We start from the raw sequence: 23,769 nt of genomic DNA on the forward strand, positions 1-23,769 counted from the left end.
CATCGAACACATCCACGGAGGCCCCATGTCTCGCATCGACGAAACCCTCGCGATGGATCGCCGCCGTTTCCTGCGCGCCGCACTCAGCGGCGGCGCCCTGCTCGCGGTGGGTGGCAGCTTCGCGCTGCCCCGCCTGCTCGCCGCCGGCGCCGAAGGCGGTATACCCGCACTGGTCCATACCCGGCCCGGCGACGCGCTGCTGGAGTGCTTTGCCAACGACGGCCGCGACCTCGGCCCCTGCAAGGTGCACCGGCTGGTGCTCACCGACGCGCAATGGCGCTCACGCCTGTCGCCGCTGGCTTTCGACGTGATGCGCCGCGACGGTACCGAACGCGCCTTCAGCGGTCCGCACGAACGCCCCGCACAACCCGGCATCTTCCGCTGCGTCGCCTGCGCCACCGCGCTCTACGACGCCGCCACCGAATTCGACTCCGGCACCGGCTGGCCCAGCTTCTGGCGCCCCATCGCGAAACGCAACGTGATCGAGACCCGTGACGACAGCTTCGGCATGGAACGCATCGCCATCAGTTGCGCCGGCTGCGACAGCCACCTCGGCCACGTGTTCGACGACGGGCCGCAGCCGACGGGGTTGCGCTATTGCATGAACTCGGTGGCGCTGCGGTTCGTGGAGCGGACGAGCGGATAGTTGCCCCGGCTCAGTGCCGGGTGACGACTATCGGTTGACCCTTGGTGATGATCATCGTGTGCTCGTATTGCGCCGACAGGTTGCCGTGCTCCCCGACCAGGGTCCAGCCGTCGGACATCTCGGTCACCACGCGGCTCTTCGTCGAAAGGAAAGGCTCGATGGTGATCACCATGCCCTCTTCCAGAAGGCGCTTGTCCGTCGGGTCGAAATACCCGGGAATGTGCTCGGGCTCCTCATGGAGCGCACGGCCGACCCCGTGGCTGCCAAGGTTCTCGATGATCCTGAAGCCATACGTCTTCGCGGTCCGCTGGATCGCCGCACCGATGCCGTTGATGGGCTGGCCCGCACGGGCCTGCTTCATCGCTTCCGCGAGGGCGGTGCGGGTCGCATGGCACAGGCGCGTCTTCTGCGGATTGCCGGGAGGCACGACCCGCGTTCCTCCCGTATCGGCGAAATAGCCGTCCAGCTCGGCCGAGACATCGACGTTCAGCATGTCGCCGGCCCCGATGATCCGGCTGCCCGGGACGCCGTGCGCCGCCTCCTCGTTGAGGCTGATGCAGGTCGCGCCGGGAAAATCGTAGGTGAGCCTGGGCGCCGACCGCGCGCCGTGCCTTTCGAGCAGTTGCTCGCCCAACGCATCCAGCTCCAGCGTGGTCATGCCGGGCTCGGCCGCGTCGAGCATTTCCTGAAGCACCCAGGAAACGATCCGGCCTATGCGCTTGAGCGCAATGACATCGGCTTCGGTTTCGATGGTCATGCGACCTCCTTTCCAGATGTGCAGACTACCCGAGAAGGCCATGCAAGCGGCGCTGCATCGTGCAATGCCTGACGGCATTCCGCCGACCAGCCCATGCAGGATGCACGCTCCTAGACCAAAGGCGACTTGCGGTACGGCATCAGCAACGCCGGGTCATCGAACAACCCCGGCGGCAACAGATAGCGCGGATCGCGCCCCGCGGCGAGCAGTTCGCGGATGCGGGTGGCGGAGACTTCCAGTGGCGTCACCATGAGTTCGGTCACCTTGCCCCCAGGCACCGAGCGTAGTGCCGCCACGTCATCGACATGGCGCGCAGCGACCTCCTCGGCCAATGCATCGGGAACCACGGCATCCGCGCCAGGACGGCTCAGCACGCCTATATGGGCGTAGTCGAACAACTCGCGCCAGCGATGCCACCCCGGCAAACCCGCGAAGGCATCCGCGCCAAGCAGCAGCACCAATGGGCGCGCACCCTGTTCCCCACGCAGCTCGCGCAAGGTATCGACGGTGTACGAAGGCCCCTCACGCCCCAGCTCGCGCGCATCCAGCGCCAACCGCGACTGCCCGGCCAGGGCCGCCCGCAGCATCGCCACGCGCTCCGCCGCGGAAGCCAGCGGTACGGGCCGATGCGGCGGCACGTTCGCCGGCATCAAGCGCACCTCCGCATCCAGCAACTCGGCCGCTTCCCACGCCACGGTAAGGTGGCCGATATGGATGGGGTCGAAGGTGCCGCCGAAGATGGCGAGGGGGCGAGTGCTCATCGCACAACCTCCACCAGAACCAATCTCCCCTCAGTCTCCAGATACGGCGCGGTGTGGCCGCATCGTGTGGCGCCCGAAACCGCTCTGTCGCCACCGGCAAGAGAGGAAGAGCCCCTCTCCCCAGCCCCCTCTCCCGCAAGCGGAAGAAGGGGTAAAGCGAGCGGCATGCGTGTCATGCCAGCTCCCGCGCCACCCGTGGCTCCGCCATCGCGGCGATCAAGCGCTCCGCCTCGCGCCAGGGCTCACCCTGCTCGCGTCCCTTGGCGATGCGGTCGATGCGCGAAGCCCGCGCCAGGCAGGCCAGCCAGTGCTCGCGCGGCGCACGGCGCAGTGCCTTGCGGAACAGCTGCTCGCGCGCGGGCCACAAGCGTTCGGTGCGCGCCTGCGCGGCGAGGTCCTGTGCGTTGGCGAGGCGCAGGGCGAGCTGCAGCTGGTTCACCAGCCAGCCCATCATGGCGATCAACTCGTCGCCCTCGGCACGCAAACCGGCGAGGATGCGCAGCGCGCGCGCGCCCTCGCCGGCCAGCGCGGCGTCGGTGAGCTTGAACACGTCGTAGCGCGCACTGTCGGCGACCAGGCTTTCCATCGCGTCGGCGTCGATGCGGCTGCTGTCGCCGGCGCGCAGCACGGCAAGCTTGTCCACTTCCTGTGCCGCGGCGAGCAGGTTGCCTTCCACGCGCTCGGCCAGCAGGACCGCGGCGTCGGGCGTGGCGGCGAGGCCGCGCGAGGCGAGTCGCGCGCCGATCCAGGCCGCCCATTCGTTGGGTCTGGGCGCGTTGAACACCACCATGATGCCGGCGGCGTCGAGTTTCTTGCTCCAGGCGCCGTCGTGCTTGCTGCTCCACTCCATCGCGGTGATCAGCAGGGTGACGTCAGGCGGCGGATCGGCGCAGAACTCGTTGATCGCCTTGGCGCCGTCCACGCCGGGACGGCCGGTGGGCAGACGCAGGTCGAGCAAACGGCGCGTGGCGAACAGCGACATGCCCGCGGCGGCGCGGGCCAGGTCATCCCAGTCGAAATGCGGGCCGACCTCGAGCACCTCGCGCTCGGCGTAACCGAGCTTTTTTGCCTGCGAGCGCAGCGCGTCGGCGGCTTCCAGCACCAGCAGCTCCTCGCCCGCGAGCAGGTACACCGGCGCCAACCGGTCGGCAGCCAGCGCCTTCTGCCATTGCGCAGGGGCGAGCGGCATCAGGGCTGGTCGGTGGATGCCGGTCCCGCCGCCGCGGCTTGCGGGTGCTGACCCGCGGCTTCGAGGCGGAACATGATCGCCTGCACCGTGTCATCGATCAGGCTGGACTCGATCTGCTGCACTTCCGCGGCATTGCCCACGGCATCGGTGGAGTCGTAGCTGTATTCGTGCTGCATGTCGATGTGCTGGCGCGGCAGCAGAACCTTGCCGCCGCCATCCGTCAGATCGAACTCGGTATGCATGCGCACCGCGTATTCCGTGATCTGCACATAGCCGCCCTGGGTCAACGACTGGGTGCCGAACGTGGCTACCGGAACATTCAGCTCGGCGATGCCGGGGCCGCCGTCGTCCTCCACGGTAACGTTGGAGTTTTCCAGCGTGCGGGCCAGCTTGCGTTGCAGGTCGCCACTGCCATTGACGGTGAGGTGCACGCGGCTCATCGAAGGCGGCAACGCGGCGTTGCGGCGCAGATGGAAACCGCAGGCGCTCAGCGCAAGGGTAAGGGCGAACAGCGACGCGACACGGAGCATGCGGTTCATGGGTTTCATCCTGCGACGATGTTGACGATCTTGCCCGGCACCACGATCACCTTGCGCACGGTGAGGTCCTGCAGGAAGGCGGCCACCTGTGGCTGCGCCCGCGCCAGCGCCTCGGCCTCCTCCTTGCCGGCATTCGCGGGCACCTCGATGGTGCCGCGCAGTTTGCCGTTGACCTGCACCGCGAGGGTCAGACTGTCGCGCACCAGCGCGCTTTCGTCCACGGTCGGCCAGGGCTGGTCTTCCAGCACGGCCTCGGCGTGGCCCAGCACCTGCCACAGATGGTGGCTGACGTGCGGCACCACCGGGTTGAGCAGCAGCACCATGCTTTCCAGCGCCTCGTGGCGCACGGCGCGGCCCTGTTCGCCCATGTCGGCGAACCTGCCCACGGCGTTCAGCAGCTCCATCAGCGCCGCGATCGCGGTATTGAAGGAATGACGGCGGCCGAAATCGTCGCCCACCTTCTGGATGGTCTCGTGCAGCTGGCGGCGCAGCGCCTTCTGGCCGGCGTCGAGCTGCGCCGGATCCACCGCCGGGTGGTCGGGCTGCGACGCGTGCGTCACCACCTCGCGCCAGAAGCGGCGCAGGAAGCGCGCCATGCCTTCCACGCCGGCCTCGTTCCACTCCAGTGACTGTTCCGGCGGCGCGGCGAACATGGAGAACAGGCGCACCGTGTCGGCACCGTACTTGCCCACCATGGCCTGCGGATCGACGCCGTTGTTCTTGGACTTGGACATCTTCTCGGTGGCGCCGATCTGCACCGGCTGGCCATCGGCCTTGAGCACTGCGCCGACCACGCGCGCCTTGTCGTCGCGCTGGATTTCCACCTCGGCGGGATTGATCCAGTCCTTCGAGCCGTCGGCGTTGTCGCGGTAGAAGGTCTCGGCGATCACCATGCCCTGGCACAGCAGGTTGGTGGCCGGCTCGTCCGACTTCACCAGCCCTGCGTCGCGCAGCAGCTTGTGATAGAAGCGGAAGTACAGCAGGTGCAGGATCGCGTGCTCGATGCCGCCGATGTACTGGTCCACCGGCAGCCAGTAGTTGGCGCGTTCGTCCACCTGGCCGTTCGCGCCTGGCGAGGTGTAGCGCGCGTAGTACCAGCTCGATTCCATGAAGGTGTCGAAGGTGTCGGTCTCGCGCTCGGCCGGGGCGCCGCACTGCGGGCAGGTGGTCTTGCGCCACTCGGGGTCGGCCTTGATCGGCGACTGCACGCCGCCGGCCTTCGCAAACGCGTCCGCCACGTCCTCGGGCAGCACGACCGGCAACTGGTCTTCCGGCACCGGCACCGCGTCGCACTTGGGGCAGTAGATCACCGGGATCGGACAGCCCCAGTAGCGCTGGCGGCTGACGCCCCAGTCGCGCAGGCGCCAGTTGACGCGGCGCTGGCCCTTGCCGTCGGCTTCGAGCACGCCGGCGATATAGTCGAAGGCGGCCCGGTAATCCCTGCCGTCCATCGCGCCGGAGTTGACCACGCGCATGTCGGCGCGGGTCTTGTCGCCGTACCACTCCTGCCACTTCGCCGGGTCGTAGGCTTCGTCGCCCGCGGCGATCACCTGCTTGATCGGCAAACCGTACTTGTGCGCAAACTCGAAATCACGCGCGTCGTGGCCAGGTACTGCCATCACCGCGCCGGTGCCGTAGCCCATCAGCACGAAGTTGGCCACCCACACCGGCACCTTGTCGCCGCTGACCGGATGGATGGCGAACAGGCCGGTGGCCATGCCGCGCTTTTCCTGGGTTTCCAGCTCGGCCTCGGAGACGCCACCGTGCTTCAACTCGTCGAGGAAGGCGGCCAGCTGCGGATTGCTCTGCGCGGCCTTCAACGCCAGCGGATGCTCACCCGCGATGGAGACGAAGGTGACGCCCATCAGCGTGTCGGGGCGCGTGGTGAACACGCTCAGCGGTTCGCCCTCGTCTTCCACCGCGAAGTGGATCTCCAGGCCCTCGCTGCGGCCGATCCAATTGCGCTGCATGGTCTTCACCGCGTCGGGCCAGCCGGGCAGCGTGTCCAGGCCGTCCAGCAGCTCCTGCGCGTAGTCGGTGATGCGCAGGAACCATTGCGGGATCTCGCGCTTCTCCACCACGGCGCCGGAACGCCAGCCGCGGCCGTCCACCACCTGCTCGTTGGCCAGCACGGTCTGGTCCACCGGATCCCAGTTCACCACGCTGTTCTTGCGGTAGGCCAGGCCCTTTTTCATCAGCCGGGTGAACATCAGCTGTTCCCAGCGGTAGTACTCGGGGCGGCAGGTGGCGAACTCGCGGCCCCAGTCGATCGCGTAGCCCAGCGACTTGAGCTGGCTGCGCATGTGCTCGATGTTGGCGTAGGTCCACTTGGCCGGCGCGGTGCGATTCTTGATCGCGGCGTTCTCGGCGGGCAGGCCGAACGCGTCCCAGCCCATCGGCTGCAGCACGTTCCGGCCCTGCATGCGCTGGTAGCGGCTGATCACGTCGCCGATGGTGTAGTTGCGCACGTGGCCCATGTGCAGCGCGCCCGACGGATACGGCAGCATCGAGAGGCAGTAGAACTTCGGCCGGGCCGGGTCTTCCTTCACCTCGTAGGCGTGCTGCACGCTCCAGTACTGCTGGGCGGCGGCCTCCACTGCCTGCGGCTGATAGTCCTGCTCGGTCTTGCTGGGGTCGTGGGTGTCTTGCATGGTTCCGTAGCCGTGGTCTTTGCGGGCAGCGTGGCACGGGATCGCGGGCTGCCGGGAGAACGGATCAGATTAGCAGAATGCCCGCCCCGCCCGCCCGGCCGTCAATCGGCCGGACAGGTGGGCGCCTGCCCCGCCTCGTAGCTGCGCGCCGTGACGGCGATGCGCGCGGCCAGCGTGGCCAGCGCCTGCTGGTGGCCGGCTACCAGCGCGTCGTAGCCCGGCGCCACCGGTTCGCTGACGTGGCTGCTGCAGGTGAGCGCGTCCTGCCCGCCGGAGCCGCCCACCAGGCGCAGGCTCCATGCCGCGTCGATCAGCGCGTGGTCGCCGGGCACCGACTCGAAACGACGCACGTCCAGACTGATGCGCAGCCGCGGCTGGCCGTTGCCAGGCAAGCCACTCATGTCGGACACGCCCAGCGCGCGGGCGAGATCGGCGGCCAGCGCGCCATGGATCTCGTCGCCCAGCGGCGCGATCCAGCGCTGATCCTGCAGCGGCAGCATGCCTTGGCCGCCTTCGCGCACCACCAGCTGCGGCACGTCGACCTGCGCCGGCACGCCGACCGGCAGCAACTCGAACGGATACGGTGCGGGCGTCGGCGCGCTGGCGGCGCTGCCGGCCGGCGCCACCAGCGTGTAGTAATGCAGCGGCGCGGAGGCGCAGCCGGCGAGGCCCAGCGCAAGGGCGCCGGCGAAGAGGCACGGACGCAGGCGGCTCATGGCTGGCTCCTGTTGGCGGGGACGGCGGGTTTCGGCTCGACCGGCTTCGGGTCGGCCTGGCGACCGCGCAGCAGCGCTTCCGGATGCACGCCGAGGTAGTCGGTCAGCACGCGCAGCGAGCGCATCGTGCGCTGCACTTCCTGCAGCGTGCCGCCCAGGTTCTGCTGCAGCGGCGAATCGGCGGACAGCGTGTCGTTCGCCGCACCCAGCGTCTTGCGCGCGTCGTGCATGGTGTCGTTGAGCGCAGGCAGCGTCTGGCCGTTCACCTGCTTCAGCGTGGCGTCAAGATTGGCCAGCGAGTCGTTGAGGTGGTTGCCGATCTGGTCGAACGGGATCTTGTCCAGCTTGCCCACGATGTCGGTCATCTGCTCCTGCAGCTTGTCGAAGCTGCCCGGCGCGGTGGGAATTTCCAGCGGCCGCGCATCGGGGTCGTAATTCGCCTTCGCCGCGTGGGGCAGGAAATCCAGCGCGATGTAGAGCTGGCCGGTGAGCAGGTTGCCGGTGCGCGCCTGCGCGCGCAGGCCGTGCTCGACCAGCTTGCCCACCATGTGCGAGAGGTCGGCGTTGTCGCCGTGCGCCTTCGCCAGCGCCACCAGCTTGGCATTCGCCTGCCCCAGCCGCTCGGGGTAGACCACCGCGCCGACGATGAACGGGAAGCGCTGGGTCTTCTCGTCGTAGTCCATGCGGATGGACACCACCTTGCCGAAGTTCATGCCGAGGAATTCCACCGGCGCACCCACCGCCAGCCCGCGCAGCGACTGGTCGAAGCGCATGCGGATGTAGTGCGGTTCGCCGTCCGGCGGCGCCATCGCGGTGGTCTCGTCACCGAACAGGCTGAAGCTGGCACCATCGGGCGCCGGCGTGGTGTCGTGCGGACCGCCCGGATCCTGGAAGGCCACGCCGCCGGCCAGCACGGTGGCCAGCGACTCGGTATTGAGCTTGAGCCCGTTCGCGCCCAGCGACACGTCCACGCCGCTGGCGTTCCAGAAGCGCGTGGCGGCATCCACGTAGCGGTCGTTCGGGCTGTCGATGAATACCGCGAGCGACACGCCCTGGCCATCCTTGTCCAACTGGTAGGACACCACCCGTCCCACCTGGATGCGGCGGAAGTACACCGGCGAGCCGATATCCAGCGAGCCGAGGTCGTCGGCATGTAGGGTAAAGCTCTTGCCCGGTTCGCCGTGGGTCACCGCGGGCGGGTTCTCCAGCCCCTTGAAGTCCTCCTGCGGCTCGCTCGAATCGCCGGTGTCGGCGCCGATGTAGGCGCCGGAGAACAGCGTATCCACGCCGGAGACGCCGCCCAGGCCGATGCGCGGACGCACCACCCAGTAGCGGGTGTCCCTGGTGGCGAACGCCTTCGCGCTCTTCTCCAGCGCCACCGTCACCAGCACGTGGCTGCGGTCGCCGCTGAGGCGGATCTTGTCCACCTTGCCGATCACCACGTCCTTGTACTTCACCGGCGTCTTGCCCGCGGCCAGGCCCTGCGCGCTCTGGAAGCTGATCGTGATGTCGGGGCCGGCCTGCAGCCAGCTGCTCACCACCAGCGACACGCCCACGATCGCCGCCAGGATCGGCACCAGCCAGATCAGCGACGCGTTCGTGCGCCGTTTGCGCACCACCGCGCGCGGCAAGGCATCGCCACCTGCCGGACGCGACCCGCCGGATTTCTCGTCAGTCATCGGAATCTTCCTTGCCGTCCCAGATCAGCCGGGGATCGAAACACATCGAGGCGAACATGGTCAGCACCACGGTGAGGCCGAAGAACACCACGCCCGGCAGCGGCTCCACCAGGCTGAAGTAGCCGAAGCGTACCAGCGCGGTGAGCAGCGCCACCACGAACACGTCCAGCATCGACCAGTAGCCGATCAGCTCCACCAGCCGGTACAGCTGCGCGCGCTGCCGCCGCGCCCAGTTGCTGCCGCTGCGGCAGCTGATGAGCAGCGTGCCCAATGCGAGGAACTTCAGCATCGGCACCATGATGCTGGCGCAGAACACGATCACCGCCAGCCCCGGCGAACCCTTCACCCACAACTCCACCACGCCGCTCAGGATGGTGTTGTCGTCGATGTCGCCCAGGCTCGCCGTGCGCATGATCGGCAGCACGTTGGCGGGGATGTACATCAGGAACGCGGCGATCAGCAGTGCCCAGGTGCGGGTGTAGACCGCGGGCTTGCGCCGATGCAGCGTCGAGCCGCAGCGCGGGCAGGCCAGCACGTCGTCGTCCCCGTCCGCAGCATGGCAGGCCTGGCCGCAGACGTGGCAGCCGATCAGCCCCAGTTCGTCGGCTCGTGGCAGGGCACTCACGGCGCCACCTCGGCATCCTCGTCGCAGGTGTCGTCCCACAGCCGGGTGAGGTCGATGCCGGCGAATACGGTGATCAGCAACATCAGCGCAGCGTAGGCGTAGATGCCGGGATTCGGGATCACGTCGAAATACAGATGCGCCTTGACGATGGACACCAGCGCACCCAGCACGAACACCTCGCTCATCGTCCACGGCCCCAGGTGATGCAGCGCCACCATCAACCGGCGGAAGCCCGGTGCGCGCCGGCCGGTGCGCGCGTACAGCAGCAGCCAGCCCAGGACCAGGATCTTGCACAGCGGAAACACGAACAGCGTGGCCGCCGCCAGCACCGCCACCACCTGCGAGTGGTCGAGCCACATCATGTGGATCACGTCCCACAGCGTGGCGGCCACGTACTGGCCATTCAGGCCCAGTGTCACGATCGGCCACAACGTGGCCTGCACGAACACCACCAGCGCGGTCAGCACCAGCGCCAGCATCGTGCCCGCCGGCATGCCGCGGCAGCGCTCCAGCACCGCGCCGCAGCGCGCGCACTCGGCCACCTCGCCCCGCGCCAGCGGGCGGCGGCGGTGCACGGTGTCGCAGTGCTCGCAGATCAGCAGCGCGGGGCTTGCCTCGTCGGGATCGGCGATGTCGGGCGATGACGCGTCCATGCGGCGATTCTCGCAAATCCGACCGGCTCGCGGCTGAAGCGGCGGCGGAAAAATCGATTCCCTTGATATGCTCGCCGGCGCCCCGATCTAGGGCGTTTCCCCACCTGCCGGAATCCGCCGTGACCGATGCCGCCCTCGACCACGTCTTCGACGTCACCGAACAGAACTTCGAGGCCGAGGTCATCAACGCCTCGCTGGATACCCCGGTGCTGGTGGATTTCTGGGCCACCTGGTGCGAGCCGTGCAAGACGCTCGGCCCGCTGCTGGAACAGCTCGCCACCGAATACAAGGGCGCGTTCCGCCTGGGCAAGGTGGACGTGGACAAGAGCCAGCAGCTCGCCGCGATGTTCGGCATCCGCAGCGTGCCCACCGTGATGCTGGTGAAGGACGGCCAGATCGCCGACGGCTTCGCCGGCGCACTGCCGCTGGGCCAGCTGCGCGAATTCCTGTCGCGCCATGTGCAGCTTCTCGAGGATGGCGAGGACGTGGAAGCCCCCGAGGTACCCGTCGAGACGCCGGAAGCGGCGATCAACCGCCTGCAACAGGCCATCGCCGCCGAACCCGATCGCGCCGAGCTGAAGCTCGACCTCGCCGTGGCGCTCGCCCAGGCCGGCCGCAGCGATGCCGCCGCCACCGAGCTCGACGCCCTGCCCGCCAACCTCGCCACCGACGCGCGCGCCGTGCGCCTGCGCCAGCAACTCGAACTCGCACGCGCGCTGAAGGACGCACCCGCCCGGGCCGAACTGGAGCAACGCATCGCTGCCGACGCCACCGACTGGCAGGCGCGCGACCTGCTCGGCGTGCGCCTGCTGCTGGGCGGCGATCCCGCCGGCGGCCTCGAGCAGTTCCTCGCCATCCTCGAAAAGGCCCGCGACTGGAACGACGGCGCCGCGAAGAAGCGCCTGCTCGCCGCCTTCGGCACGCTGGATGATGCCGAGCTGGTCGGCCGCTACCGTCGCCGCATGGCCTCCCTTCTCTTCTGATGAAGGCTTCCACCTTCCGGCGGCTGCTCAACCTGTGGCCGCCGTTCCTGGTGAACGCCATCCGTCTGCAGTCGCTCAGCGACGACTACTCGGAGGCGAGGGTGGTGCTGCGCCTGCGCCCCTGGAACCGCAACTACGTGAAAAGCCAGTTCGGCGGCAACCTGTTCGCGATGGTCGACCCGTTCTGGATGCTGCTGGCGATGCACCGGCTCGGTCCCGACTATTACGTGTGGGACAAGGCCGGCACGATCGACTTCGTGGCGCCCGGCCGCGAGGACGTCTATGCCCGCTTCAGGCTCGATGACGCCACCCTCGACGAACTGCGCAGCGCTGCGGCCGGCGGGGAGAAGGTGCTGCGCTGGTTCGAGAACGAGATCACCACCGCCTCCGGCGAGGTGGTCGCCCGCGTGCGCAAGCAGATCTACGTGCGGCTGAAGCCGAAGGTGCGCCAGAACGTCACGCCGGCGACCTGACCGGCAACTCGCGCTCGAAGCGGGCGATCTCGTCCAGTTGCCGCGAGGCACGCGCCAGGCTGCGACCGCTCATGTCGTCGATCACGCGCTGCAGCCACGGCGACCGGACCGGTCGGCCAGCCAGGCGGCGCGCCAGCCACAGGCTGAAACCGGTGCCGACGGCACCGACCGCCATGTTCGCCCAGATCCACCCCGACGCCCCGGCGAATTGATCCACCCCTGACCACCAGGTCGCCACCACCAGCGGCAGCAGCAGCCACAGGAACCACCACGGCAGGCCCAGCGCCAGCGTGCTGATCATGCGGAAGCGGCGCAGCTGCGCCAGCCGCCGCTGCAGCACCAGCACCGGCGCATCGTACAGATAGATGCGGATGAGCAGCAGCAGTTGGGTCACGCCCGACCAGATGCCGGCGATGCCGTAGGCATGCAGCAGCAGGCCGATCACCAGCAGGTGCGTGACATGGCGGTGGTCCACCCAGAACGAGGTCACCCACACCACGAAGGCCACCCAGCAGACGCTCTCGACTGCCTGCCAACCCAGGCTCCAACGCATCGTCGAACGCAGCTTGTCCATCCGCCGTTCACGGAAATCCTGGAGCAACAACGCCTCCATGCCGTCCTGGCGCAGGTCCATGCGCGCCCATGCCCGTTTCATCTCGTCGAGTTCCATGCTCATGCTCCGGTGGTGGCCGCGACGGTCATCCGGCCGCGCAGCCGTTGTTTGATGCGGTTGATCTTGGTGGCCACGTTGGTCGCGCTGATGCCGAGCACCTCGGCGATCTCGGCGTAACTCCGGTCTTCGAGGTACAGCAGGATCAGCGCGCGGTTGAGCGCGTCCAGCTCGCCGATGAAGGTGTACAGCGCGTCGAGACGTTCGTCCGGTTCCGCGGCAGGCTCACCCGCGATGGTCTCCAGATGCCCCTCGTCCAGCGGCTCGAAGCGCCCGGCCTCGCCGCCGGTGCGACGCAAGTGCGAGATCGCCACGTTCAGCGCGATGCGGTACAGCCAGGTACTGAACTTCGCGCGCCGCTCGTCGAAGCTGGCGAAGGAGCGCCACAGCTGCGCGCCGATCTCCTGCGCCAGGTCCAGCCGCTCCTCGGCACCGCGTGCGTAGACGCTGGCCACCTTGAGCACGACGCCCCGGTGCTCGCGCCACAGTGCCTCGAAGCGTTGCTGGTCTGCCTTGCCGCCCATGTCCGTCCACGCATCCGGAGTCGTTGCCAGCATGATTCGCACGAACGCGGGAAAAGTCACACGTCACCGGGCAACGACATGACGCTTCCGCATAATCGCCGCAAAGCGCTTGTGGAACCTTGGCTAGCGACAAAGTCCACACCGTGCGCCCTGAGCGTAGGCCCACAGGGCCGAAGCCGGAGGGTGTTCGTCGATGGCGCTTCGACTTCGCTTGCTATCGCAAGCTACGCTCAGCGCGAACGGGGTTTCCAACTGAACGTTGCCGCAAATCGGGCGTGGAGAACCGCATGGCACTGGCCGAAAACCTGCTGATCCGCGTGCGCCGGCTCGACCCGGGCTGCTTTGCGCTGGTGATGGCCACCGGCATCGTGTCGGTGGACGCCAGCCAGCACGGCCTGCCGCGGGTGGCGCAGGCGCTGTTCGTGCTCAACCTGCTGGCCTATGCGTGGCTGCTGGCGCTGAGCCTGCTGCGGCTGGCGCGTTTCCGCCACGAGGTGGTGGCGGACTTCACCGATCCTTCGCGCGGCGCCGGCTTCCTCACCCTGGCCGCAGCCACCTGCGTGCTGGGCAGCCAATGCGTGATGGTCCGGCCGCTGTCCAGGCTGGCGGTGGTGCTGGCGGTGGCCGGCGCGATGCTGTGGATCGTGCTGATCTACCTGTTCTTCGCCGCCACCATCACCGCGCGCTTCAAGCCCGGCTTCACCCGCAGCATCAACGGCGGCTGGCTGGTGGCGGTGGTGTCCACCCAGGCGCTGTCAGCCTTGCTGACCCTGGTCGCGGCCAGCTGTGCCGACCCCGACCGCCTGCAGTTCGTGGCGCTCAGCCTGTACATGCTGGGCGCGGCGCTGTACCTGCTGATCATCACCCTGGTGGTGTACCGCATGGTGTTCTTCCCGCTGCGCGCACGCGAGTTCACCCCGCCGTACTGGATCGACATGGGCGCGCTGGCCGTCACCACGCTCGCCGGCAGCCTGATCGTGATCCACGCGCCCGCGCACGGCGCGCTGGCCGAACTGCTGCCGTTCGTGAAGGGTTTCACCCTGTTCTTCTGGGCCACCGCCACCTGGTGGATTCCGCTGCTGGTGATCCTGGAGGTGTGGCGGCACGTGTGGCGCCACGTGCCACTGCGCTACGAGACGGACGACTGGGACATCGTGTTCCCGATCGGCATGTACACCGTGGGCACGTTCGAGCTGGCGCAGGCGCTGCACGCGGACTTCCTGCTGGCGATCCCCGCCGCGGGCGTGTACGCGAGCCTCGCGGTGTGGCTGCTGGTGGCGCTGATCGGCCTGCGCCGGCTGTACCGCAAGGGGTGGCGGCACAGCACGCACACGCAACACTGAGTCGTTCCCTACAATGGAGCGCCCTCTTCCCTGGCGCATCGCCATGCCACCTCTGCGACTCAAACGCTATCTGATCACCGGCCTGCTCACCTTCCTGCCGCTGTGGGTGACGGTACTGGTGTTCAAGTTCGTGCTGGGCCTGCTGGCCGGCATCGGCGCACCGGTGGTGGCGGCGCTGACGGAAGCGCTGGGACTGGTGGCGCCGCACCTCGCCGACACGCTCAACAAGAGCGGGCTGGTCTTCGTGCTCGCCCTGCTGCTGACGCTGGGCGGGCTGTACGCGGTGGGCTGGCTGGCGAACCGGGTGATCGGGCGGCGCCTGCTCGACGCCTTCGACACGCTGCTGCAACGCATACCTTTGGTGCAGACGATCTATGGCGGCACCAAGAAACTGACCGCGGTGCTGCAGAACAAGCCAGGCGGCACGCAGCGCGTGGTGCTGGTGGATTTTCCGCGGCCGGGCATGAAGGTGGTGGGCTTCGTCACCCGCACCCTGGTCGAGGAAGGTACGGGGCGCGAGATCGCGGCGGTGTATATCCCCACCACCCCCAACCCCACCGGCGGCTACCTCGAACTGGTGCCGATGGACGAACTTACGCCCACTGACTGGACGATGGACCAGGCGATGGCCTTCATCATCTCCGGCGGCGCGGTATCGCCGGAAAGCCTGCCCGCACCACGCCGCCTGCCCGATCAGCCGCTGTAGCAGAAGGCGATCGCCCGACTGTGATGAGGAATGCGACGCGCGCCCGCTCGGGCGCGGCCGCCGCGGCATGGCCGGCCCCGGTTGCCGAAACCACCCCTGACCTTTGACACTGTGCCGACCATGACGATCGGCCTAGCGTGGGCGGTCATGGCCGGAACGGGGAACCGCCCGTGACCGGCCGGCATGCGCAAAACACCGCCACGGCGGAACCACACACCCATAGAGAGGGAAGTCCATGACCCAGCAGTATCTGAAGCCCTTGGCGCTGGCCGCCGCTGTCGCGCTGGCGCTGGCCGGCTGCGGCAAGAGCGAGCAGGCCGCTGCTCCGGCACCGGCCAAGCCGGCCACCGCTCCGGCACCGTCCGCCACCACCGCCGCTGCCGCTGCGGCACCGAAGAGCGTGTTCGACGTCGGCGAGCTGGGCCCGGGCACCGAGGCCTGCACGGACTTCAACAGCTTCGTCAACGCGAAGTGGGTCGCCGCCAACCCGATCCCGTCCGACCGTACCAGCTGGGGCGCGTTCAACGAGCTGGCCGAGAAGAGCCTGGAGACCCAGCACCAGATCGTCGAGGACGCCGCCAAGGGCGCCGACAGTGCCAAGGCCGGCTCGGTCGAGCAGAAGATCGGCTGGCTGTACAAGTCGGGCATGGACGATGCCGCCATCGAGAAGGCCGGCTTCGATCCGATCAAGCCGAAGCTCACCGCCATCGACGGCCTGAAGAACACCGCCGACATCGTGAACTACCTCGACCAGAGCGCCGCCGAGGGCGACGGCCAGGTGTTCAGCTTCGGCTCCGGCGCCGACTTCAAGGACGCCACCCAGCAGATCGGCTACGCCATGCAGAGCGGCCTGGGCCTGCCCACCAAGGACTACTACTTCAAGCCCGAGTACAAGGACCTGCGTACCGCCTACGTCGCCTACGTCGCCAAGACGCTGGAGCTGGCCGGCGTGTCCGAGGCCGACGCCAAGAAGCAGGCCGACGCGGTGATGAAGTTCGAGACCGCGCTGGCCGGCGCCTCGCTGGCGCCCACCGAAATGCGCAACCTCGACAACCAGTACCACTTCGTCAGCGTCAAGGAAGCCGACAAGGTCACCCCGCACTTCAGCTGGGAGCTGTTCTTCAAGACCCAGGGCGTGACCATCGACAAGGGCTTCTCGCTGTCGCAGCCGAAGTTCTTCGCCGAGTTCGACAAGCTGCTGACCACCGCGCCGGCCTCCGAGTGGCAGGCCTACCTGCGTTTCCACACCATCGACGACGCCTCCACCTCGCTGTCCAAGGCGTTCCGCGACAACAAGTTCGAGTTCTACGGCAAGACCCTGTCCGGCCAGCCCGAGCAGAAGGCGCGCTGGAAGCAGGTGCTGGGCGGCGTCAACGGCGCGATGGGCATGGGCCTGGGCCAGCTGTACGTGGCCAAGGTGTTCACGCCGGAAACCAAGCAGCGCGCCGAGGAACTGGTCACCAACGTGCGCGACGCGCTGAAGAACCGCATCGAGCACCTGGACTGGATGAGCGACGCCACCAAGGCCAAGGCCATCGACAAGTGGAACAAATTCCTGCCCAAGATCGGCTACCCCGACGAAGGCGAGTGGCGCGACTGGTCGGGCCTGACCATCAGCCCGGACAACTGGTACGCCAACCTGCAGGCCGCGCAGAAGTACAATTACCAGTACGACCTGTCGCACATCGGCAAGAAGACCGACCGCAAGGAATGGGGCATGACCCCGCAGACGGTCAACGCCTACTACGACCCCAGCACCAACACCATCAACTTCCCGGCCGCGATCCTGCAGCCGCCGTTCTTCTATGCGAAGGGCGACGACGCGATCAACTACGGCGGCATCGGCGCGGTGATCGGCCACGAGTCCAGCCACGGCTTCGACGACCAGGGCAGCCAGTTCGACGGCGACGGCAACCGCGCCAACTGGTGGACGGCGCAGGACAAGAAGCAGTTCGACGCGCGCACCAAGGCGCTGGTGGACCAGTACGACGGCTATGCGCCGATCCAGGGCAAGCCGGACCTGCACGTCAACGGCAAGCTGACCCTGGGCGAGAACATCGCCGACCTGGGCGGCCTCAACATCGCCTACGATGCGTTGCAGACCGCGCTGCAGAAGGATCCGTCCGAGGCCGACCAGAAGATCGACGGCTACACCGAGGACCAGCGCTTCTTCCTCAACTGGGCGCGCGTGTGGCGCGGCAGCGTGCGTGACAAGCAGGCCGAGCTGTACCTCAACATCGATCCGCACTCGCCGATCGCCGTCCGCGCGATCGCCTCGCCGTCGGACATGACCGCCTTCGCCACCGCCTTCCAGTGCAAGCCGGGCGACGCGATGGTGCGTTCGGGCGACAAGCAGGTGAAGATCTGGTAAGTCCCTGCGGGCCGCGGCGGATTCCGTCGCGGCTTGCAGTCTCCTCGACGCCGCGCGCAAGCGCGGCGTTTTTTTGTGCCCGCCATCCATGGCAGGCACCCTCCGGGCCATCGCTTGCGCGATGTCAAAAATCGCTCCGGGCGATTTTTGCGGCCGCCATCCGTGGTGCCACTCTTCAGGTCATCGCCGGCGTGGCAAAAACCAGGGGCGCCCTCTCAAGCCCTGCGGGCCACCTCTCCCGCGCGCGGGAGAGGCGGGAAGGCTTTCCGCGCGATCATGCGTGTGCGCGGCGGGCCTCGTAAGCCTTCAGATGCGCATGCGCCAGCCGCAACATCGGTGCATCCACGCCATGGGCTTCTCCGCGCGCCAGCAGGTCGCCGATCACGTGGTCGGCCTCGACACGGTGCCCTTGTTCGAGGTCGCGCATCATCGAGGCACTGAGCGTGGAGCCGGTTTCGGTGAGCACTGCGCTGGCGCGCTGCAGTACCGCCGGATGCGGTTCGTGGCCGTGGGCGGCGGCGACGCGACGGCAGTCGTCGAGCAGGGCCAGCGTCGCCTCGCGGCCGCCGGGCGCGGCCATGATGTCGCCCACCGGCGCGCGCATCAGGCAGGTGATGCCGGCGAGGCTGGCGAGGAACACCCATTTGTCCCACATGTCCTGCACGATGGTAGTGCTGGCATGCGGCTCGAAGTTCGCACCCGCCATTGCCTGCGCGATGCGCCGCACGCGCTCCGAATCGCTGCCGTCGCGTTCGCCGAAACTGAGGCTGTGCGAACGGTTGAGATGCTGCACGATGCCGTCGGCGTCCAGCGTGGCGGCGATCACGCATTGCCCGCCCAGCACCCGTGCGGCACCGAAGCGCGCGTCGAGCAGGTCGAGCTGGCGCATGCCGTTGAGGATCGGCAGCACGGCGCTGTGCTCGCCCATGGCCGGCGCGATGTCCTCGATCACCTGCGGCAGATCCCAGGCCTTGCAGCCCAGCAGCACGAGATCGAACGGTTCGCGCAGCGTGGATGCGGTCGCGGTAGGCGGCGCGGCAATGTCGGCGTCGCCCAGCGCACTGCGAATGTGCAGGCCGCGCCGGGCCAGCAACGCCGCGCGTTTTTCGCGCACCAGGAAGGTCACGTCCCGCCCCGCCTGCAGCAGGCGTCCGCCGAAATAACCACCGGTGGCGCCGGCGCCGACAACCAGGATGCGCATGCCTTCTCTCCTCGTGGCGATCTTCGCCAGTGCAATGCGCAGGGTAACGCGATGCGCCATGGCTGCCGAGCCGACCTTGGTCGGCGCACGCGCCATCACGGCAAATAAAATATTGCGAATCATTCTCGTTTGCTTTATCTTGCCGCCGGTTGCGGAGGGGCAATCGCGCTCTCCTCAAGCGCAAGGTTCGCCGGCCGTCGCGACGATGCCGATGCCCATCCGGGCATGCGGCCGGTCGCCACGCCCAAGACCCCAGCCATCCCCTTTCCCGAAATACCGTGGAGTTTCCTCGATGGGCTTTGTCAAAAGTCGCAAGCATCCGGTCGCGCGCCGCTCACCCGCTCCTGCGTTCACTGCCGCCACACTGGCGACCAGCCTCGCGCTGGCGCTACCGGCGATGGCGGCGACCACCGATGCCCCTTCGCCTGCCACCGATGCGCAAACCTCCCAGGCCAAGCACCTGCAAGGCGTCACCGTGGAAGGCGTCGCCACCACCGCGCAGCTCTCCTCGCCCAAGTTCACCCAGCCGCTGGTGGACACACCACAGACCATCCAGGTCATCAGCAAGGACCTGATCCAGCAGCAAGGCGCCACCACGCTCACCGAAGCGCTGCGCAACACGCCCGGCGTGGGCACGTTCTTCCTTGGCGAGAACGGCTCCACCAACACCGGCGACGCCGTCTACATGCGTGGCTTCAACACCAGCAGCAGCATCTTCGTGGACGGCGTGCGCGACCTGAACACCATCTCGCGCGACGTGTTCAACATCGAGCAGATCGAGGTGACCAAGGGCCCGGACAGCACGGAATACGGCCGCACCGCCCCCTCCGGCGCCATCAACATGGTGACCAAGCAGCCCACGCTGAAGGATGCCGTGTCCGGCTCGGTGTCCTATGGCAGCTACGACCAGAAGCGCGCCACCGCCGACTGGAACCAGCAGATCGGCAACGGCGCCGCCTTCCGCCTCAACGTGCTCGACCAGAACAGCGGCGTGCCCGGCCGCCACGACGTGAAGAACGACCGCTGGGGCGTGGCGCCCTCGCTGGCGCTGGGGCTGAACACGTCCACGCGCGTATACCTCGATTTCCTGCACGTGAAGCAGGACAACGTGCCCGATGGCGGCGTGCCCACCATCGGCCTGCCCGGCTATTCCTCGCCCGATCCTGCGCGCCCGTTCATTGCCAATGCGCCGGCGGTCGATCCCAGCAACTTCTACGGTACCGACCAGGATCACGACCATGTCGTCGAGAACATGTTCACCGCGATCCTGCAGCACGACTTCTCGGACAACGTGACCCTGCACGACACGCTGCGCTGGGGCCGCACGCAGGAGAACTACCTGCTGACCTCGTTCACGGCCACCGCCGCCAACCTGCTGACGCCGAACCCGGCCGATCCGTCCACCTGGACGCTGGCGCGCAGCAATCCGAATTTCGAAGACCAGATCAACCGCATCGTCGCCAACCAGCTCAACCTCGCCGCCAACTTCGAGACGGGTGCCATCACCCACAACCTCAGCACCGGTATCGAGCTGAGCCAGGAGAAGCTCAACACCACCACGCTCGCCGCGCTCAACGGCAGCACCTGGCCTGCGGCCAACCTGTACGACCCGAATCCCGATGTCGGCAACGCTCTGCTTTACGGTCCCAACGGCGGCTGGACCAGCGGCAGGACCAACACGGCGGCGGCCTACCTGTTCGACACGCTGAAGTTCGGCGAGCAGTGGCAGGTCAACGCCGGCGCGCGCCTCGACCACTACGACACCGACTTCGACAGCGCCGTCGCCTGCGGCAGCAAGAGCGGCCCGGCCTGCGGCAGCCTGGCCACCGGTGCCATCGTGCCTGGCCTCGACGCCGACACCTCCGGCAACCTCACCAGCTGGCAGCTTGCACTGATCTACAAGCCGGCGGCGAACGGCAGCGTCTATGCGGCCCTTTCCACCTCCGCGCAACCGCCCGGCGGCAGCAGCCTGTCGTTGAGCAGTTCCACCAACAGCGCGGACAACCCGCTGCTCGAACCGGAACGGGCGCGCACCGCCGAAGTGGGCACCAAGTGGAACCTGTTCGACGAGCGCCTGTTGCTGACCGCCGCGCTCTATCGCACCACCGTGAGCAACGACCTGGAGCAGGACCCCACCACCCTGCTGTACTACCCGATCGGCCAGAAGCGCGTGCAGGGCGTGGAAATCACCGCCGTCGGCCAGATCACCCCGAACTGGGCGGTCAACGCGGGCTTCACCAGCATGCACACCAGCACCAGCAATGGTGCAGTCAGCGGCGCCACCACGACTTCGGCGCCCGCCGCCGACGGCAGCAACGTGCTGGCCTACACGCCCAAGAGCGCCTTCACCAGCTGGACCACCTACCGCCTGCCGTTCGGCCTCGTCATCGGCGGCGGCGCGCGCTACTCCGGCGAAATGCAGCGCGGTGCCGACGGCGCCATCGGCACACCGCAATACGCCAAGGCCTACTGGGTGTTCGATGCCATGGCCACCTACACCATCAACCGGCACTTCGATCTGCAGCTCAATCTCTACAACCTGTTCGACAAGACTTACGTCGCGGCGATCAACAAGAGCGGCTACCGCTACATCCCCGGCACGCCGCGCTCGGGCATGCTGACGGCGAACTTCCACTTCTGACCGTAGGAGCGCACCCTGTGCGCGATGGCTCCGGCGTCTGATCGAAGCCAAAAGCGTTCGCGCACAAGGTGCGCTCCTACACGGGCCATGGACGGCCACCGCGCCAGGCGCACGAATGCCCGATACGGGAATTCCACATCGCGGAACAAGGCCGACCATGCTGCTGCACATCCCCGACATCCTGGACCGCGAACAGCTGCGGCAACTGCGCGCCGCGCTGGACGCCGCCGACTGGACCGACGGCCGCGAAACCGTGGGCGCGCAGGGGGCGCAGGTGAAACGCAACGTGCAGTTGCCCGATGCCTCGCCGCTGCGCGAGGAACTGGGCCGCGTCGTGCTCGCCGCACTGGCGAAGAACCCGCTCTACCACGCCGCCACCCTGCCCCTGCGCACGCTGCCGCCGCGTTTCAACCGCTACGAGGGCGGCGGCGAATACGGCATGCACGTCGACGGCTCGGTGATGGCCCTGCCGAACGGCGAGCAACTGCGCAGTGATATCTCCTGCACGCTGTTCCTCAGCGAACCGGACGACTACGACGGCGGCGAGCTGATCGTCAGCGACACCTACGGCGAGCACGAAGTGAAGCTGCCCGCCGGCGACGCCATCATCTACCCCTCCAGCAGCCTGCACCGCGTGCAGCCGGTGACACGCGGCGCACGGGTGGCCGCATTCTTCTGGGTGCAGAGCCTGGTGCGCGACGACGGCCGCCGTCGCCTGCTGTACGAGCTGGACGCCTCGATCCAGCGCCTGGTCGCCACCGGCGCCGACCGTGACGCCGTGCTGCAGCTCACCGGCACCTATCACAACCTGTTGCGGCAGTGGGCAGAGAGCTGAAAAGAGCCAGAGAGCCCACTCCCCTCCGGGAGACGGATTGGACAGATCGTACGCGCGAAGCGTCCCGTCAAACCGCATCGCGAATTTCATCAACAATGCGCCTCGCACGCATCCACATCCGGCGCCACGCACCATCCCTGATCAGAGCTACTTCGATGACAGGTTCTTCCCACGGCAGGAGAAGGGAACCGTCGCTACCGGTTTGCATGTGAGCCTCAACTCCAGCACTACGCTGGAGTGTTCATGCCGCTCTCGATATTGCGTGCACCAGCCTGATCCGGCGCCAGGGTGCCGCACTGCGCACCGCGGGTCTGCCGTGTATCGATCGACACGGCATGCGGAATGCAACCAGCCGCGGAAACCGCTGGCGCGGTATACCTGCAGCTGTTGCCGGTCTGCGATGTCGCCACGCGATCCGGCACCCGGTGCTGCACCGGGTGCCGGGTTCGCTACGGCAACTGCTGCTCCGCAAGCGGCAGGAGCTTCGCCGTGGCGCAAGTTGGCGTGTAGTCATCCCCCAACCGATCCCCACATCACACATCCAAGACTGCGAGCCTGCGAGCCAGTGGTGGCGTGCGCGCCGTAATGATGAGTTGTGCGCCAGCGCAGCCAGACCGCAACGACGACCGAAGCGGCGGAAGCGCTCGGGCGGATGACGCCGCAGGTACTCCGGCCGCACGCATGTCAGGCGCCTGGCATGGCGTTCTTTGCGTTGCCCGACATCGTGTAGATCCGCCGCAAGATCGGGTGTTCCGGGTCAGGCGCCATGCCACTGGTGGCGAGCAGGACATGCCTGCAACCGGTTTCGACGATGCCCGGGAAGCAGTCCAATCCATCGGAGACGGTCGCGGTCCCGGGTGCCGGACGGGGGATCTCTCCCCTGCGGCTTCCATCGACCCACCCTCTCAGGAATCGAAGCACCCGGGGAAGCCGGGACGATTCACGCCCATATTTTTCGAGCCAACCGGCATGATTTTCCCGACGAGCGGCATGCATTGCCTGCAAAACCCGAACGCCATCACGCTCGACGGGCGCTCCGCCGCCAGCAGCCAGGCTGCGCGCGCAGCAAGACGCAAATTCATGCATCGACCAATGGTCGCGAATAGCTGACAAGCGGTAACCGAGAGCCGGCGCGTACAGCGCATAATCGCCGCGCATCCAAGGCCCCGACTCCTTCCACGGAAGCAGTCGGCGCCATGAGAGAGACAAGGGGAAATCGTGAAAACAGCAGTGCGCTCGCACAACCGTCCGATGCACGGATTCACGGTGGTCGAACTCATGATAACCATCGCCGTGGTTGCGATCCTCACCGCCATCGCCGTGCCGAACCTGCGCACCTACGTGCTGAACTCGCGACGCGACAGCGTGCTTGATGGCCTTGTGGCCTCCCTGCATTACGCGCGTACCGAGGCCATCGACCTGAACCAGGCCACTTACCTTTGCGCCGGAATCACGGGCGCAACAACCGACACGCCGCCTTGCGCCACCGATGTGTGGAGCAACGGGTGGCAGGTCGTCACCAATCCTGCCAACGGCGGCGCAGCAAAGCTGCTGTCCACCCACGCGCTCAACACTTCCAGCACCGCGCCAACCCTGACCGCCGTGAACGGCAGCGTCTATTTCCAGTTCAACGGCAACGGCACCGTGACCATTCCCAGCGGTGCAGCCACGGAGATGATCCGCGTCTGCGACGCACGCGGCGCCACCTTTGCCAGGGCCGTGGAGATCAACACGGCCGGGTTCATCCAGCCCTCCTCACAGCCCGGTCAGGATCCGACCGGCACCGCCATCACCACCTGCCCCTGA

Annotated in this window: 22 protein-coding genes; 9 read left to right on the top strand and 13 right to left on the bottom strand. The window is 67.6% G+C overall.

Annotated features, from left to right (window positions below; translation table 11 throughout):
- The first annotated feature begins 25 nt into the window (after positions 1 to 25).
- Complete coding sequence (gene msrB / locus ABQJ54_RS15195) at positions 26 to 646, top strand: peptide-methionine (R)-S-oxide reductase MsrB (protein ID WP_367855158.1); 621 nt, start codon at positions 26 to 28, stop codon at positions 644 to 646.
- Positions 647 to 656: 10 nt separating this feature from the next.
- On the opposite strand, the gene map is transcribed toward msrB, so the two are convergent.
- The 9 genes from map to ABQJ54_RS15240 all read right to left on the bottom strand — a co-directional run bounded on the left by map (position 657) and on the right by ABQJ54_RS15240 (position 10,216).
- Entirely contained in the window at positions 657 to 1,403 is a 747-nt protein-coding gene (map, locus tag ABQJ54_RS15200; protein ID WP_367855159.1) for a type I methionyl aminopeptidase, read from the bottom strand.
- Positions 1,404 to 1,513: 110 nt separating this feature from the next.
- Entirely contained in the window at positions 1,514 to 2,164 is a 651-nt protein-coding gene (gene nadD, locus ABQJ54_RS15205) for a nicotinate-nucleotide adenylyltransferase (protein ID WP_367855160.1), read from the bottom strand.
- Between the two features lie 172 nt (positions 2,165 to 2,336).
- The gene (gene holA / locus ABQJ54_RS15210; RefSeq protein ID WP_367855161.1) at positions 2,337 to 3,353 is read right to left on the bottom strand and encodes a DNA polymerase III subunit delta; all 1,017 of its coding nucleotides are present in this window, start codon (positions 3,351 to 3,353) and stop codon (positions 2,337 to 2,339) included.
- Entirely contained in the window at positions 3,353 to 3,892 is a 540-nt protein-coding gene (locus ABQJ54_RS15215) for an LPS-assembly lipoprotein LptE (RefSeq protein WP_367855162.1), read from the bottom strand. Before ABQJ54_RS15215 ends, holA begins: the two co-directional genes overlap by 1 nt.
- Positions 3,893 to 3,897: 5 nt before the next feature.
- Positions 3,898 to 6,543 (bottom strand): leucine--tRNA ligase, encoded by a 2,646-nt coding sequence (gene leuS, locus ABQJ54_RS15220; RefSeq protein ID WP_367855163.1) that lies wholly within the window; start codon positions 6,541 to 6,543, stop codon positions 3,898 to 3,900.
- A gap of 101 nt (positions 6,544 to 6,644) precedes the next feature.
- The gene (locus ABQJ54_RS15225) at positions 6,645 to 7,259 is read right to left on the bottom strand and encodes a PqiC family protein (RefSeq protein ID WP_367855164.1); all 615 of its coding nucleotides are present in this window, start codon (positions 7,257 to 7,259) and stop codon (positions 6,645 to 6,647) included.
- Positions 7,256 to 8,938, bottom strand: coding sequence for a PqiB family protein (locus tag ABQJ54_RS15230; protein WP_367855165.1), 1,683 nt, complete (start codon positions 8,936 to 8,938; stop codon positions 7,256 to 7,258). Before ABQJ54_RS15230 ends, ABQJ54_RS15225 begins: the two co-directional genes overlap by 4 nt.
- Positions 8,931 to 9,563, bottom strand: a complete 633-nt coding sequence (locus ABQJ54_RS15235; protein ID WP_367855166.1) for a paraquat-inducible protein A — start codon at positions 9,561 to 9,563, stop codon at positions 8,931 to 8,933. The genes ABQJ54_RS15230 and ABQJ54_RS15235 overlap by 8 nt, the downstream gene beginning before the upstream one ends.
- Positions 9,560 to 10,216 carry a paraquat-inducible protein A gene (locus ABQJ54_RS15240; RefSeq protein ID WP_367855167.1) on the bottom strand — a complete coding sequence of 219 codons (657 nt, stop codon included), beginning with the start codon at positions 10,214 to 10,216 and terminating at the stop codon, positions 9,560 to 9,562. Before ABQJ54_RS15240 ends, ABQJ54_RS15235 begins: the two co-directional genes overlap by 4 nt.
- Positions 10,217 to 10,335: 119 nt before the next feature.
- On the opposite strand from ABQJ54_RS15240, the gene trxA reads away from it, so the two are divergent.
- Positions 10,336 to 11,199, top strand: a complete 864-nt coding sequence (trxA, locus tag ABQJ54_RS15245; protein ID WP_367855168.1) for a thioredoxin — start codon at positions 10,336 to 10,338, stop codon at positions 11,197 to 11,199.
- Positions 11,199 to 11,672 carry a DUF4442 domain-containing protein gene (locus tag ABQJ54_RS15250; protein WP_367855169.1) on the top strand — a complete coding sequence of 158 codons (474 nt, stop codon included), beginning with the start codon at positions 11,199 to 11,201 and terminating at the stop codon, positions 11,670 to 11,672. Before trxA ends, ABQJ54_RS15250 begins: the two co-directional genes overlap by 1 nt.
- Here the strand turns inward: ABQJ54_RS15250 and ABQJ54_RS15255 are convergent.
- The gene (locus ABQJ54_RS15255) at positions 11,656 to 12,342 is read right to left on the bottom strand and encodes a hypothetical protein (protein ID WP_367855170.1); all 687 of its coding nucleotides are present in this window, start codon (positions 12,340 to 12,342) and stop codon (positions 11,656 to 11,658) included. The two genes, ABQJ54_RS15250 and ABQJ54_RS15255, sit on opposite strands and share 17 nt — an antisense overlap.
- A gap of 2 nt (positions 12,343 to 12,344) precedes the next feature.
- On the bottom strand, positions 12,345 to 12,866 hold the full coding sequence (locus ABQJ54_RS15260; protein WP_367855359.1) for an RNA polymerase sigma factor: 522 nt from the start codon (positions 12,864 to 12,866) through the stop codon (positions 12,345 to 12,347).
- A gap of 287 nt (positions 12,867 to 13,153) precedes the next feature.
- Here ABQJ54_RS15260 and ABQJ54_RS15265 point away from each other — a divergent pair, with 287 nt between their 5' ends.
- The 3 genes from ABQJ54_RS15265 to ABQJ54_RS15275 all read left to right on the top strand — a co-directional run bounded on the left by ABQJ54_RS15265 (position 13,154) and on the right by ABQJ54_RS15275 (position 17,286).
- Positions 13,154 to 14,209 (top strand): tellurite resistance/C4-dicarboxylate transporter family protein, encoded by a 1,056-nt coding sequence (locus tag ABQJ54_RS15265; protein WP_367855171.1) that lies wholly within the window; start codon positions 13,154 to 13,156, stop codon positions 14,207 to 14,209.
- Between the two features lie 43 nt (positions 14,210 to 14,252).
- Positions 14,253 to 14,915 carry a DUF502 domain-containing protein gene (locus ABQJ54_RS15270; protein ID WP_367855172.1) on the top strand — a complete coding sequence of 221 codons (663 nt, stop codon included), beginning with the start codon at positions 14,253 to 14,255 and terminating at the stop codon, positions 14,913 to 14,915.
- 235 nt (positions 14,916 to 15,150) lie between these two features.
- The gene (locus ABQJ54_RS15275) at positions 15,151 to 17,286 is read left to right on the top strand and encodes a M13 family metallopeptidase (RefSeq protein ID WP_367855173.1); all 2,136 of its coding nucleotides are present in this window, start codon (positions 15,151 to 15,153) and stop codon (positions 17,284 to 17,286) included.
- Between the two features lie 274 nt (positions 17,287 to 17,560).
- Here ABQJ54_RS15275 and panE read toward each other — a convergent pair whose 3' ends face one another.
- Positions 17,561 to 18,487, bottom strand: a complete 927-nt coding sequence (panE, locus tag ABQJ54_RS15280; protein WP_367855360.1) for a 2-dehydropantoate 2-reductase — start codon at positions 18,485 to 18,487, stop codon at positions 17,561 to 17,563.
- Positions 18,488 to 18,779: 292 nt separating this feature from the next.
- Here panE and ABQJ54_RS15285 point away from each other — a divergent pair, with 292 nt between their 5' ends.
- Positions 18,780 to 21,128, top strand: a complete 2,349-nt coding sequence (locus ABQJ54_RS15285; RefSeq protein WP_367855174.1) for a catecholate siderophore receptor Fiu — start codon at positions 18,780 to 18,782, stop codon at positions 21,126 to 21,128.
- 157 nt (positions 21,129 to 21,285) lie between these two features.
- Positions 21,286 to 21,963, top strand: coding sequence for a Fe2+-dependent dioxygenase (locus ABQJ54_RS15290; RefSeq protein WP_367855175.1), 678 nt, complete (start codon positions 21,286 to 21,288; stop codon positions 21,961 to 21,963).
- 684 nt (positions 21,964 to 22,647) lie between these two features.
- Here ABQJ54_RS15290 and ABQJ54_RS15295 read toward each other — a convergent pair.
- On the bottom strand, positions 22,648 to 23,121 hold the full coding sequence (locus ABQJ54_RS15295) for a hypothetical protein (protein WP_367855176.1): 474 nt from the start codon (positions 23,119 to 23,121) through the stop codon (positions 22,648 to 22,650).
- 60 nt (positions 23,122 to 23,181) lie between these two features.
- Here ABQJ54_RS15295 and ABQJ54_RS15300 point away from each other — a divergent pair, with 60 nt between their 5' ends.
- Entirely contained in the window at positions 23,182 to 23,769 is a 588-nt protein-coding gene (locus ABQJ54_RS15300; RefSeq protein ID WP_367855177.1) for a GspH/FimT family pseudopilin, read from the top strand.

Origin of the sequence: Rhodanobacter lycopersici, assembly GCF_040812335.1 — a bacterium.
GTDB lineage: Bacteria > Pseudomonadota > Gammaproteobacteria > Xanthomonadales > Rhodanobacteraceae > Rhodanobacter_A > Rhodanobacter_A lycopersici.